Below are 14,732 nucleotides of genomic sequence, written 5' to 3' on the forward strand. Positions count from 1 at the left end.
TTGTTTAACGAAGCGCAAGCGTATTATGGCTTCAACAAGCTGATGAGTTCACAAGTTTAGTGAATTAGGTTTAAGAGAGGCTGACATGATTCAACGTATTAAATATAGATTAACAGGAGCTCCAACACCCATGGCAGGGTTAGCACTCGCAATTGCAAGCTTAGGCTGGTGTTGGGATGGTGTTCTAGTCGCACAAGGTATCTTACACACACCGGGTTTGGTGCAGTGGATCAGTGCTGGCATTGCGGCGGTATTACTTCTTGTTTTAGCTGTGAAATTTTTGATTCATGGTCACCTATTGCGTGAAGATCTTGCTCACCCTGTTGTCGGCAGTGTGGTACCAACATTTGCAATGGGGTGCATGGTGGTGTCAGCGTCTTTGGCGCCAATCTCTCAATTCTTACAAGAAGCTATGTGGTTGGCTTCTGTGGCTTTGCATGTTGTGTTTCTAACGAGCTTTTTGTACCACAGAGCTAAAAACTTTGAGATTCACCACATGGTGCCAAGCTGGTTTGTGCCACCGATCGGTATTATCGTCGCTGACGTCTCTTTCTCAGGTAATCCAGTTTTAGAGCCAGTAGCTAACGCGACTTTGGTATTCGGCTTATTGGTTTACGCAGTAATGCTACCAATCATGGTTTACCGTTTGATCTTCTCTCATGAAGTGCCTGACGCAGCAAAGCCAACCATTGCGATTATGGCGGCACCAGCAAGTCTATCTCTAGCTGGCTACCTAACGGTGACGGCAAATCCTTCGCCAGTTATCATCGGTCTATTGTTTGGTATTGCAGTGCTAATGACGTTCATCATTTACGCAGCGTTCTTCAAACTACTTCGTCTGCCATTCAGCCCAGGCTATGCGGCGTTTACCTTCCCAATCGTGATTGGTGCAACGGCGTTATTCAAATTGGCGGCTTGGATGCAAACTGTTGGTGTGGAAGCTCACTATGTGGATCAAGTCTTCAACCTAGCGTATCTAGAGTTGATTGTGGCAACGTTTGTAGTGGGCTATGTGGCGGTTCGTTATTACATGAATTACAAACCTCATCGTGTTCTAAGCGCGGTAGGCAGTAGATTGTAAGAAGCAATAGTTCAAAAGATAAACGGACCTTAAGTTTTCAGTATTTCGTAAGCTTATATTCCTCATCCAAACACGGCACTTATGCTAATCTGGCTTTATATTGTGGCAAGATTAGCGTGAGTGCACTTTGTTTACTGTTTACCATTCCAATAAAGTTGATACTTTAAAAATCCTTCTCGTTCACTTAATCAAAAGTGATCCTTTAGCCAATCCTTTCGAAAAAGAGCAGATCTTGGTTCAGAGCCCAGGTATGTCTCAATGGCTTAAGATGGAACTCGCCAAAGAGTTTGGCGTAGCAGCAAATATCGATTTCCCACTTCCAGCAACCTTCATTTGGGATATGTTTACCCAAGTGCTTCCTGATGTACCTAAACGCAGTGCTTTTAACAAGGAAGCGATGACATGGAAGCTGATGAGTTTGCTACCCGCTAAGCTTGACCACCCTGATTTTTTACCTCTACAACGCTACCTTGAAAACGACGAAGATGATTCGAAGTTGTATCAATTGGCAGAAAAAATTGCCGATATCTTCGATGGCTACTTGGTGTATAGACCTGAATGGATGGCGATGTGGGAAGCGGGAGAGCCCGTTGCAGAACTTATCGATGATGAGGGACAACAAGAGCACCCTTGGCAACCGATTTTGTGGCAAGCACTCTATGAGAAAACCTTGTCTCAAGGCCAATCTAAGTATCACCGTGGCAACTTGTATCACGACTTCATTGAAGCGCTAGCCAAGCAACAAGGTCAACTGCAACACTTACCTAAGCGTCTGTTTGTGTTTGGTATTTCGTCACTGCCTCCTCGTTATATGGACGCATTGAAAGCGCTTGGCGAGCAGATTGATGTCCACCTGATGTTTACCAACCCTTGCCAACATTACTGGGGCGATATTCGTGACCGTAAATACTTGGCGAGAGTGGAAGCGCAGCGTCGTAAGCAGTTTGCTTTGGTTGATGGTTTACCTCAGCTAGAAGGCGAAGTCTCACCATTAAAAGATGGCATTGAAGCCAATATTGAAGACGAACTGCATACCAGCCAAGCGGTCGGTAATAGCTTACTGGCGTCTATGGGTAAACTGGGCAGAGATAACCTGTTCTTGCTGTCTCAATCAGACAGCGAAGAGCATGAGTTCTTTATTGATGTCGAGAGAGACAGCCTGCTGCATCAACTGCAAGCCGATATTCTTGAGTTAGAAGAGCACCAAGACGATCACATCTTAGACTCCAGCAACCACAAACAAGTGGTTGAGCTGGGCGATCGTTCGTTGACGGTACACGCTTGTCACAGCCCAATGCGCGAGGTGGAGGTTCTCCATGACCAGTTGTTAGCGATGTTTGATGCTGATCCAAGCTTAAAACCACGCGATATCATTGTGATGGTGGCAGACATCAATGCTTACAGCCCTGCTATTCAGGCGGTATTTGGTAATGCTCCGGGTGAGCGTTATATCCCTTACTCGATCTCGGATAGAACGGCAGACCAAGAGAGCCCAATTCTGACCGCGTTCATGCAGTTGGTCGCGTTACCGAACACGCGTTGTCTAGCTTCTGAACTTCTAGAGCTATTAGAAATCCCAGCGATGATGGCACGCTTCGGTATTGATGAATTTCAATTTGAACAAGCTAAGCAGTGGGTTGAAGAAGCGGGTATCCGCTGGGGCGTCGATTCTTCTACGGCAACAGAGTTTGATTTGCCTGCCACCGAGCAAAATACTTGGCTATTTGGTATCCAGCGTATGTTACTGGGTTATGCGATGTCGGATTCCGCAGGTTTGTTTGAAACTGGACACTCTCCAATTGCAGCTTATAACGAAGTTCAGGGCATTAACGCCGAACTTGCTGGTAAGTTAGCGCACTTTATTGATCGTATTGCCCATTACCGTCAACGCCTTGCTGAGACGCAATCCATCGATATGTGGCGTGAAACCTTGCTGCAAATGATTGATGATTTCTTCGCCGTTGAGCTAGAAGGCGAGGTGGTGCTTAAGTCGATTCGTGATGCACTTTCTCAACTGAATGAACAGCTTGATGATGCCTTGTACGAACAAGAGCTATCGCCAAGCATCATTTATCAGTACTTAAACAATAAACTGTCGGGTGCGCGTATCAGTCAGCGTTTCTTAGCGGGGCAAGTGAACTTTTGTACCCTGATGCCGATGCGTTCTATCCCGTTCAAAACTGTTTGTCTATTAGGCATGAATGACGGTGTTTACCCACGCTCAATGCCGCCGGAAGGTTTTGATTTGATGAACGGACGCACTCGTCCGGGAGATCGTTCTCGTCGTGATGATGACCGTTACCTATTCTTAGAAGCGATGTTGTCGGCGCAAGAGTGTTTATACATCAGTTATGTCGGCCGCTCGATTCAAGATAATACTGAGCGAGTACCGTCGGTATTGGTTTCTGAGTTGATTGAGTACTGCCACCAGAACTACTGCCTAAGTGAAGACCAATCATTACCAAGTGATGATTCTGGTATCAAACTGACTCAAGCAATCAGCTTTGAACACACCATGACACCATTTAGCCCAGCAGCCTTTACGCAAGGTGATGCAGGTCATGTATTGAGCTACGCCAAAGAATGGCTTCCTGCGGCAAATCGTTCTGGTGAGCGCAGTGGTGAATTCAATCGCGCTTTGGATGACTATTTGCTTGGTGCGAGCTATCCGTTAGAACTCGATTTGGTTGAGCTACAGCGTTTCTGGCGTTTGCCGGTGCAATACTTCTTTAATCGCCGTCTAAAAGTCGTGTTTGAGCCACCGCTTCCGGTAATGGAAGACGACGAGCCGTTCGTGCTTAATGGCTTAGAAAGCTTCCAGCTTAAAGATGCGCTGCTGCAAGTGTTGCTGGACCACCCAGAAGGCGCAGACGAAGCGGTGCGACTGTTTGTCTCTGAGCAAAAAGCCCAAGGTCGATTACCGGTCGGCGCCTTTGGTGACATCGAATTTGAAACCAATCGTGTTCAAGCGGAAGACTTAGCCAAAGAGATTAGATTTGTGAGCGGATCACCGCAGCAAGATCTCGAAGTGAATATCGAGTTTGACGTGTTAGGCGAAGGCAAGCCTGTTCGCTTGATGGGGTGGTTAACTCAAAACTATCAATCAGGTCTAGTGCGTTTCCGTAGCGGCAAAATACGCTCTCAAGATTACTTGGCTGCGTGGATTGATCATCTATCCTGCGCTGTTATGGGACACGGAAAAACGACCCATATTATTGGCTATGACAGAAAAGAGGGCGTGGTTCACCAAACGCTACAACCTATCGGCGATGCGCAGCAAGCGAAGAGTATATTAGCTGAGTTAGTACGATTGTTTTATCAAGGTATGACTGCACCATTGCCATACTTCCCGAAAACGGCATTAGCTGGTGTTGAAGCGGGCTTTAGCCGTGGTAAGTGGGTCGATGATGAAGAAAAGTCACTCAAGAAAATGGCCGATACCTTTAATGACAGCTTCGCCTTCACGGGCGAGGGTAGAGATACCTACATCTCACGAATCTGGTCTAAATGGGACGATGAATTGGCTACTGAGTCGCGTATGTATTCAACGCTTGTGCTACAGGCGGCAAGGTTGGCTACTGCCGATCTGGAAGATCAAGAGTAGGTGGCTGTGATCGACAAGATCAATAGCGAGTGCGCTGAATTAATGAAAGACAAAAGAGAGTCGCTGGTAAGCGTTTGGTACGCTTGCTTTCAAGATGAAGGGAATCAAGGTGAATAGAAGCAAGGTACAGGAAATAAAGTGGCCGCCAGTAAATCATTATTAGTGTAGGGCGTTCGCTGTACGGCCACAGGTCAGAGGGACCATTATTCTGTGGTTCAAAGTAACGCCGTAAAGTACAAAACTCGTACGTGCTCCTGAACTCGTGGGCGCATAGTAGCGAGGCGATCCGAATTGATCCGTGAGAGAGATCGCACTAACTATTAACAAATTAGCGTAGGACGTAAATTGAATGACGTTTTCCACGCTAGGTCACATTTGTAACAACACATTTATCAGAAGGCAGTAAGGCATGACGACCACAAGCAGTGTTCAGGTAATCGCTCCACAGACACTCGATACCATGACGTTTCCACTTCATGGCGCGCGTTTAATTGAAGCATCAGCGGGTACAGGTAAAACATTTACCATCGCTGGCTTGTACTTACGCCTACTGCTCGGGCATGGCACGGCCGCTCCACAAGGTGATCTGACTGAAGCCACTCGACACCATGAGCCGCTAACCGTAGACCAAATTCTGGTGGTGACCTTTACTGAAGCAGCTACGGCTGAGCTGCGAGATCGTATTCGTGCTCGTATTCATGATGCACGCATTGCGTTTGCACGTGGGCAAAGTGACGACCCAGTGATTGCGCCTTTGTTACAAGCCATCGATGATCATGCTGGCGCGGCTAAAACTCTGCTTAACGCTGAAAGACAAATGGATGAGGCTGCGGTATACACCATTCACGGTTTCTGTCAGCGAATGTTGACTCAAAATGCTTTTGAGTCTGGAAGCCGCTTTGATAACGAATTTGTGACCGATGAAAGTCACCTAAAAGCACAAGTAGTTGCTGACTATTGGCGTAAACAGTTTTACCCGCTGCCCATTCAACTGGCTGGTGAGGTTCGTAATATCTGGGGTTCACCTGCTGCGTTATTAGCAGACGTAAATCGTTATCTGACAGGATCTCCGCTGAAATTGACGGTAGATGCGATGTCGGGCGACTTGCAAACTCTGCACAACCAAAACCTAGATAAAGTGAAGCAACTTAAAGCGCTGTGGTGTGAATCCGAAGCGGACTTTTTGGCTTTGATCTCTGCTTCGGATGTGAACAAGCGTAGCTACACTAAGAAATCTCTGCCGACATGGTTAGAAGCTGTGACAGCATGGGCGCAGAGCGACACTCATGATTACCAGTTTCCAGATAAACTAGAGAAGTTCTCACAAGCAACGTTAATTGAAAAAACACCAAAAGGCACCGCGCCTCAGCACGCGGTGTTTGAGGCTATTGAGGATTTCTTAAATCACCCAGCTGATTTGAAAGCTCCGTTATTGGCGCATGCGATTACTCATTGTCGAACTATGCTCGCCAAGGCGAAACAGCAAAAGCAGTGGTTGTCGTTTGATGACCTACTGACCCAGTTATCTGCGTCGATCGATGTCGATGAGCAGTCACTGCTGGTGGAAAGGATTCGCACGCTCTACCCGGTGGCGATGATCGATGAATTTCAGGATACCGACCCACTGCAATACAGTATTTTTAGCCGAATCTATCTTGATAATCCGCAGTGCGGCTTGTTTATGATCGGTGACCCAAAGCAGGCGATTTATGGCTTCCGTGGCGCAGATATCTTTACCTATATCAAGGCGAGAAACCAAGTTAGTGCTCACTACACCTTAGGCACTAACTGGCGCTCAAGTGCCGATATGGTCAGTGCAGTAAACCAAGTGTTTATGAATTCGGACAGCCCGTTTATCTACGATCAAGACATTCCATTTCTGCCCGTCGCTGCCAGTCCATCGGCTGACAACCGCCAATGGGTGATGAACGGAGAAACTCAACACGCACTGACCTTTTGGTTACAAGAAGCAGAAGATAAGCCACTACCTAAAGGCGAATATCACAAAGCCATGGCCGAGGCGACGGCGAGTCAAATTCAAACCATTCTGACCGCTTCTCAAAATCAACAAGCCTATTTTGATAACGGCAAAAAACAACATGCCGTGAATGCGGGTGATATTGCTGTTTTGGTTCGAACCGGTAGTGAAGGTCGTCTGATTAAGAACGCGTTGTCGGAACAAGGCATTGCGAGCGTGTATTTATCCAACCGAGACAGTGTGTTCACCAGCTTGGTCGCACAAGATATTCAACGTTTGTTGCAGGCGGTGCTGACACCTGAAAATGACCGAGCATTACGCGCCAGTTTAGCGTCGGAGTTGTTTGCACTGGATGCCGCATCGTTGGATGAACTCAACAACGATGAAGTGGTGTGGGAAAACGTCGTTAACGAGTTTAGAGAATATCGTAAGTTGTGGCTTCAGCGCGGCGTGTTGCCAATGCTTCGCAGCGTGATCAGTAAACGACATCTCGCGGAACGCTTACTGGAAGAAGAAAATGGTGAGCGCTCACTCACTGATTTAATGCACATTGGCGAATTGTTGCAACAAGCAAGACAAGAACTCGATAGTGATTACGGTTTGTTGCGTTGGTTAGCAGAAGCGATTTCCGATGCTCAAAATGGTTTAGGCGGCAGTGAGGATGACATTCAGCGTCTTGAATCAGAGAGAAACTTGGTTCAAATCGTTACCATTCATAAGTCGAAAGGTTTGGAATATGACTTAGTATTCCTGCCATTTGTTACGAGTTACCGAGAAGCGAGCGAAGGCAAATTCTACGATCATGATTCAGATACCACAGTACTGGATATTACAGGTAGTGATAGTGCCTTAGCCCAAGCCGATAAAGAGCGACTCGCAGAAGACTTGCGTTTGATTTATGTAGCGCTGACTCGTGCGGTTTATGGCTGTTTCATTGGTATGGCGCCACTGCGTAAAGGGCGTTCAACCAAAGAGCCTACCGGCGTGCATTTGAGTGCGATGGGCTATTTGGTTCAAAACGGTCAAGAGCAGGGTATTGCCGAATTGCATCAGGCTCTTGCAGCCATTGAGGGCAAGAATTCCAGTGTGCTGCTAGCCGAAATTCCAACCGCTCACGAGCAAGTGTTTGTACAAACCGAGCAAGTGAGCGAAGACTTACATGCGAGCGAACTCAAGGCTTCAATCGACCGGGCTTGGCGTATCACCAGTTACTCGGGGCTTGTAAAGCAAGGCAGTCACGGTGCGAGTCATGACGCGACCATTGAGGTGTCTGGCTTTGATATTGATTCGGCTGATGAGCAGGATGAGTCTGAGTTGATTGAGCCTGAACGCTCTATCTTTACGTTCCCTCGTGGTGCTCGCCCAGGTACTTTCTTACACACCTTGTTTGAGGAGGTTGAATTTACCGAGCCAGCAACCAGTGAACATAACACGCAAGTAATCACTCACTTATTAGAATCAGAGCAATATGAATTAGAGTGGCTACCTGTGCTTCAGCAACTGGTCGATACAGTGCTGAACACCGCATTAGACGGCAAGAACTTAAAGCTAAGCGAGAAAGACTCGACGCAACGTTTAGTTGAGATGGAATTCTTACTGCCGATCGAAGTATTGGCTGCATCTGAACTGAATCAAACCATTCAATATCACGATCCATTGTCAGCCAAAGCGGGCGATCTAGGTTTCCAAACCGTGCAAGGTATGTTGAAAGGCTTCATCGATTTGGTGTTTGAGCACCAAGGTAAATACTATGTACTCGACTGGAAATCGAATCACTTAGGAGATGATGTTGCTGTCTACCATGGCGAGGCATTGAAATCGGCGATGGCCGACCATCGCTATGATTTGCAATATCAAATCTATGCATTGGCGTTGCACCGTTTCTTACGCAGCCGCGTTGCCAATTACAGCTACGAACAACATTTTGGTGGCGTGTACTACTTGTTCTTACGAGGAATGGACGGCCAATCTCAGCAAGGTATTTTCTCGGCGAAACCAACACTGGCTTTACTTGATGAAATGGATCAATTGATTGACGGTAAAGTGATAGACAGACGTTCGGCACAATTGAATGACGATGAAACTGGACAGATGGGGCTTTTATAATGACAACAACGACCACTAATACCGGCATAGATACTGCGAACACAGCAAAGCCAGTTTCACTTATTCCTGAGCAACTGATGGATGTACTCCAGTTTCTTGCGGATAAGGGTTCTATTCGTCAGTTGGATTATCAATTTGCCCGTTTTCTTGCTCAGCAAGCCACGAGCTACCCTCAAGAGATCGGCTTTCTCGCGGGGGTAGTGAGCCATGAATTAGGCAAAGGACACATTTGTACTCAGCTTATACAGCAGCATACGACAGGCCCTGAACTAGCGGCAGATCTTGCTCAGTTACTTGGGTTATACGGTGAAACTGCACTGCAATTGAACCAAAAACTGTTGGGTATTGATTGGGTGGCTGTGCTTCAATCATCAAACTTAGTGGGAACGACCAACGATTGTGTTAAGCCTCTAATGTTCGATGGGCAGCGTGTCTATTTACAGCGTTATTGGAACTACGAAGTTGTGTTGGCTGAGACCTTAAACCGTTTAAGTAAGCCGGTAGAGTTCAATACTGAGCAGAAAAAAGCGCTGACTGAAACGCTCAATCTGCTTTTTGCACGTAGCTATCATTTTCTGTTTAACGCCTTAGCCAGGGCTGAAGCAAATCAGCAGACGTCTCAGGTATTACGCCAACAATTGGTGTGTGACCATCTTGATATTGTGAATGAGCAGGCTTTAGATTGGGGATCAATCGACCAAGCGATTGTACAAGCTAAGCAGGTGACGGACTTAGATGTGTTGGACGACTTGGTGCCGTTATCGGCATGTTTGAACTGGCAAAAAGTCGCGGCAGCGGTGGCGCTGAGTCGTCGTTTTGCGGTGATTTCTGGTGGGCCGGGTACTGGTAAAACAACCACGGTAACCAAATTACTGTCGGCGATGGTCGAGCAATCTCTCAGCCAAGGTAAAACACCAACGATTAAGCTAGTGGCACCAACGGGTAAAGCGGCGGCGCGTTTAACCGAGTCGATCGGTAAAGCAATTGAACAGCTGCCATTAGCGCCTGAAGTGAAAGCCAACATACCGACCGAATCGAGCACCTTACACAGATTACTCGGCGCGATTCCTAACCGTGCTGAGTTTAGACATAACCGACGCAATCCACTCCACCTTGATATCTTGGTAGTGGATGAAGCTTCAATGGTTGATCTGTCGATGATGTATAAGCTGGTGGATGCACTTCCTGAGCACGCAAGGCTCATCTTATTGGGTGATAAAGACCAACTCGCTTCAGTAGAGGCAGGTGCTGTGCTCGGTGATATCTGTTCATTCAACTCTGCAGGGTACAGCACAGCGCAAGGCAATTTGATTGCAGAGATGACAGGTTTTGATGCGATAGCTAAACCAAGACAAGACAAAGCTGGAGCGGTGAATCCGCCTGCGATTGCGGATAGCTTGTGTATGCTGCAGAAGAGTTATCGTTTCGATGCGCGCTCCGGTATCGGCCAGCTGGCAAAAGCAATCAATAATGGTTCTGCGAATCAAGTAGACCAAGTGTTTGCCAAAGGTTTTGGCGATATCGAAAACCACCCTCTGTCGAGTGACAGCTATAACCTGATGCTGCGTACTTTGGTTAACGAGTATGGTGCGTACCTCAATAGAATGAGTGTGCCGTTGGAAGAGTTAGAAACTCAAGAAGCGAGAGCGAAATCGGTACTCGATTTGTTCAGCCAATGCCGACTGTTGTGTTCCATTCGTGAAGGGGATTTTGGTGTTAAAGGCCTCAACCACAGAATTGAAAGAGCACTGGCCGCAAGGCGTTTGGTGAGCCCTCATAATGATGAGCTGTGGTATCACGGACGTCCTGTTATGGTGACGCGAAATGATCATGGCTTGGGTTTGTACAATGGTGATATTGGTATCTGTATGCTTGAGGCGGGTTCTAGTCAACCTGACTTAACCCCTCGTTTGAAGGTCTATTTTGAGTTGCCCGATGGCAGCGTAAAAGCTGTGCTACCAAGCCGAGTGCCCGATCATGAAACGGCTTATGCAATGACAATACACAAATCTCAGGGTAGTGAATTTGATCTGACCTTAATGATCTTGCCGCCAGATTTCAGCCCTATTTTAACGCGGGAGCTTATCTATACAGGTATTACACGTGCGAAGAAACGACTGATGATGTTCAGCGATACAAATGTGTTGAAGCGTGGGATTAAGGTGAAAACAGAGCGAGTGAGTGGTTTAGGCAGTCGCTTAACGAATTAGTCGTTATGGACGGCTAGAGAAGGTTTTGAACTTAGGGCTAGATAAACACAAAGCAACCATCCTTGGTTGCTTTGAGCGTTATTAGGAATCAGAGCCTAAAAACGCTCGAGTAAACGATATGTGGTTTATCTTGTACTTTGCTTGGCAATTCAAAATAAACTCTTTTAGATTCTCGCTAACAGGGAACACGCAGTGTACGTCTAGCCCTTCTAAGAATTGGTTATCAGCCATATCCCAAAAACTTTGCAGCGAGTTACAAACAATGGTTCTCATATCAATATTGCTCTTTTTGCTGTTTATATTAACGAGCAGAGCTAATGTTAGCGTGCTGGCCGTCAACGGGTATAGCAATCCGTGCAGTGACCACCTCAATGAGTTCGACATGACTATCGAGATGGCAATTCCAATAAAAACATTTGTTAAGATTATTAAAGCGTCTAAATTCTATACAATTATACGTGTGAGTGAAAGTGCATAGTTAATAAATCTCATATAGAAAACGATTACATTTGCAATTATTTTTCTGTCGAAGTGAGATTGTGCTCCAAAACTTTATTTATACGTTGAGCGCCAAGATCTTTGAGTTTCTCTGATAGTTGTATAACCCTTGTTTTTCCATCGGTAATTCATCAACCGCTATCTCGTAAAAACCCTGTTCACGGAACCAGTGAAGGCTGTGCGTAGTAAGGACAAAAATCTGGTCGATATCACGAGACTTCGATTGATGACGCATGTAGTCCAGTAATATTTGCCCGCGGTTGCCATCACGATAATCAGGATGAATAGCCACGCACGCCATCTCCGCCATATGATCTTCCGGGTATGCGTAAAGCGCTGCGCAACCGATAATCAGCCCGTCTTTTTCAATAATGGTAAATCGGTGGATTTCTTGCTCTAGCTGTTCTCGAGAGCGGCGCACTAAGATGCCTTGTTCTTCAAGAGGGCGAATAAGGTCAAAGATGCCGCCAATATCGTCGATCTGAGCTTGTCTTACTTGCTCGGCACTAGCCATGACCACTTGGGTTCCAATACCGTCAAAAGAGAACAACTCTTGGATTAATGCGCCATCTACCTTGTAGCTGATTAGATGACAACGAGGCACACCAGCTCGACAAGCGGAGATCGCTCCTTTCAAGAAGCGCAGTGTTCCTGTGCTCATGTCTTCGGCAGGATTTTGAGATTCCGTTAATCGTTCTAGAATTTGCTTGGCATCTTTAGGGAAGAGTTCGGCGAGCACGTTACCGCGTTCATCTGTTACCCCTTGTTCGGAGCAGAAGCCAATCAGCTTGTCGGCCTTTAGACGAATAGCAACTTGGGTAGCGACCTCTTCAGAAAGTAGGTTAAAGCTTTCGCCTGTCACGGAGCTGGCAATAGGGCCAAGCAGTACAATTGAACCTTGGTCAAGCGTGCGATTGATCCCTTCGATATCGATACGACGAATACGCCCGCTGTGGCAATAATCCGTACCGTCATCCACGCCAAGCGGTTGAGCCGTAATGAAGTTACCACTCATAACATTGAGTTGAGTGCCTGCCATCGGCGTGTTGTTTAAGCTCATTGAGAGGCGTGCGGTGATGGCAAGTTGAAGCTGTCCAGCAGCCTGCATAGCGACGCCCAAAGAATATTCATCAGTGACCCTAATATTCTTGTGATAAGGCGTATGGCAATCTTGCTTGGCGAGCAATTGGTTGATCTGCGGTCTTGCCCCGTGAACGAGAACAATCTTTACTCCAAGGCTGTGGAGTAGGGCTATATCACTAATAATGTTGCCGAAATTTTTGTCGGCAACGGCTTCGCCTCCCAGCATAATGACCATGGTTTTGCCACGGTGAGCATTTACGTAAGGGGTTGATTGTCTGAAACCTTTTACTAGCGCTGTACTTCTTAATTTCACAGAACAAGTCCATTTTGTTTATTTATTCGATAATTTAGCATTTAAATTCAAATGTAAACAACACCTTTTTGGAATAAAGCGCAAACTATTCTTATCTAGGCTTCAATATATAAACTGTCTCAGTGTAGAATGCGCATAGCATCCTTATGAGTAGTCACCGAATGCAACAAGCTCCAGCAACAAAGAACAAAATCGATGAGATAACCAAAGGTCTCTACAGCGAAGCTGATCAGCGCAATCAATCTAAGTTGAAGCGTAAGATCATTGAACGCTGTTTAATGGTTCTAGCCTTAGTGGGTTCGTTTGCGGTGGTTTCTTTGTTCGGCGATGTGCTTTCCCGAGTGCAAAATGCGGCGACGCCCGACAATCTGATATACGGCACTTGGATAGAGCAAGATGTTGCACATTATGCGACCGATGAGTTTGTTCTGAATGCTAATGGTGTGTCAGTTCGTGGGTCTGTTGTTTCGACGAGCTTTGACTTTGATGGAAACTACTTTGAATACAAGGCGGGTGATAAAACCTATCGCTTCCGCATGACCAATTCTGACAATACAGAAATGGTGCTCGATTCTGACAGTCACTACAATCCCATCTTCCGCCTTAAGGGCCATATCGATAACTCCGTCCGATAGGTTATCTTCTTGTAAACTCTTACAATCTAAGATTGTGTTATCTGACTGTTTTTGTCATCCTCGATGCATAGAATTTTTAGGATGACTCTTGTGATTAAAAAATGGCTTCCCCTTGTCGCTGCCTCTTTGTTATTTGGCTGTGCTCAACCCACTGATCTTGCTCAGCAACACCTTGATGACGAATTTCCTCGCACCTTGAATAAGGTCGATCAGGTTGAATCCAATAAACCAAGAGACTACACCGCATTTGCAGAACAAGCTGAGATGGTGGTTTCTAAATCCCCTTCGATGGCTAAAATCTATGAGCCGCTTTATCAACAACTCAATGAGTGGGCGATGCTGAGTGGAGATCCAAGCGAGCTAGCGAATTTTGGCGTTCAAACCGCTCAACTAGGTGGTGGTGATAAACAAGGCAATGTTTTGTTCACGGGCTACTTTTCTCCTGTGATGGAGCTGCGCCACGAAGCGAATGAAGAATACCGTTACCCTGTTTACGGGCTTCCTGAGTGTGGCAAAGAGTGTCCAACACGCGAAGAGATTTACAACGGCGCATTAGAAGGTCAAGGCCTTGAGTTAGGTTATTCAGCAAACCGCATCGACCCATTTATGATGGAAGTGCAGGGCAGTGGATTTGTGCACTTCGGTGATGATGACACGCTGCAGTATTTCGCCTACGCGGGTAAGAATAATAAAGCTTATGTGAGCATTGGCCGTGTTCTGATTGAACGAGGCTTAGTTCCACGCGAAAAAATGTCGCTAAAAGCAATCAAAGAGTGGGTATTGGCAAACGATCCTGAAGTAGTGAAAGAGCTGCTTGAGCAAAACCCTTCTTTCGTTTTCTTTGAAGCGAGAGACGACCTATCGGTAATGGGCAGCGCGGGCATTCCTCTATTACCGATGGCGGCGGTAGCGGGCGATCGCTCTATCTTACCTATGGGAACACCGATTCTTGCTGAGGTTCCACTACTGAATGCTGATGGTACTTGGAGCGGCGCTCATCAACTAAGACTGCTATTGGTTTTGGATACGGGCGGCGCGGTTAAGCAAAACCATTTGGACCTTTACCACGGCATGGGCCCTCGAGCGGGTACAGAAGCGGGCCATTACAAGCATTTTGGTCGTGTGTGGAAGCTCGGTTTAGATGGCAGCGCAACTGAAGCGCCTTGGGCTTTGCCTCCTGAAAAGGTTGAGTAAGCTACAATAAAATAGGGCATTGAAAGCGAA

The 14,732-nt window shown here is 46.6% G+C and carries 8 protein-coding genes; 6 read left to right on the plus strand and 2 right to left on the minus strand.

What is annotated here, in order from left to right; translation table 11 throughout:
* Window positions 1–85 precede the first annotated feature (85 nt).
* From BCU07_RS01865 to recD, 4 genes are all read left to right on the plus strand, one after another.
* On the plus strand, window positions 86–1,081 hold the full coding sequence (locus BCU07_RS01865; protein WP_198599052.1) for a TDT family transporter: 996 nt from the start codon (window positions 86–88) through the stop codon (window positions 1,079–1,081).
* Between the two features lie 127 nt (window positions 1,082–1,208).
* On the plus strand, window positions 1,209–4,685 hold the full coding sequence (gene recC / locus BCU07_RS01870) for an exodeoxyribonuclease V subunit gamma (protein ID WP_102428266.1): 3,477 nt from the start codon (window positions 1,209–1,211) through the stop codon (window positions 4,683–4,685).
* 409 nt (window positions 4,686–5,094) lie between these two features.
* Window positions 5,095–8,769: an exodeoxyribonuclease V subunit beta gene (gene recB, locus BCU07_RS01875; protein ID WP_102428265.1), complete on the plus strand. Its 3,675-nt coding sequence runs from the start codon at window positions 5,095–5,097 to the stop codon at window positions 8,767–8,769.
* Window positions 8,769–10,979 (plus strand): exodeoxyribonuclease V subunit alpha, encoded by a 2,211-nt coding sequence (gene recD, locus BCU07_RS01880; RefSeq protein WP_102428264.1) that lies wholly within the window; start codon window positions 8,769–8,771, stop codon window positions 10,977–10,979. The genes recB and recD overlap by 1 nt, the downstream gene beginning before the upstream one ends.
* A gap of 81 nt (window positions 10,980–11,060) precedes the next feature.
* Here the strand turns inward: recD and BCU07_RS01885 are convergent, their stop codons facing one another.
* Together BCU07_RS01885 and argA are read right to left on the minus strand one after the other, a co-directional pair.
* Window positions 11,061–11,252, minus strand: coding sequence for a hypothetical protein (locus BCU07_RS01885; RefSeq protein WP_046224581.1), 192 nt, complete (start codon window positions 11,250–11,252; stop codon window positions 11,061–11,063).
* A 283-nt stretch (window positions 11,253–11,535) separates the two neighbouring features.
* Complete coding sequence (gene argA / locus BCU07_RS01890; protein WP_102428263.1) at window positions 11,536–12,873, minus strand: amino-acid N-acetyltransferase; 1,338 nt, start codon at window positions 12,871–12,873, stop codon at window positions 11,536–11,538.
* A gap of 161 nt (window positions 12,874–13,034) precedes the next feature.
* On the opposite strand from argA, the gene BCU07_RS01895 reads away from it, so the two are divergent.
* Together BCU07_RS01895 and mltA are read left to right on the plus strand one after the other, a co-directional pair.
* Window positions 13,035–13,508: a DUF2850 domain-containing protein gene (locus tag BCU07_RS01895; RefSeq protein ID WP_017064193.1), complete on the plus strand. Its 474-nt coding sequence runs from the start codon at window positions 13,035–13,037 to the stop codon at window positions 13,506–13,508.
* 81 nt (window positions 13,509–13,589) lie between these two features.
* Window positions 13,590–14,702 carry a murein transglycosylase A gene (mltA, locus tag BCU07_RS01900; RefSeq protein ID WP_017059898.1) on the plus strand — a complete coding sequence of 371 codons (1,113 nt, stop codon included), beginning with the start codon at window positions 13,590–13,592 and terminating at the stop codon, window positions 14,700–14,702.
* The last annotated feature ends 30 nt before the right edge of the window (window positions 14,703–14,732 follow it).

The organism is Vibrio sp. 10N.261.54.E10 (genome assembly GCF_002877735.2).
GTDB lineage: Bacteria > Pseudomonadota > Gammaproteobacteria > Enterobacterales > Vibrionaceae > Vibrio > Vibrio crassostreae_C.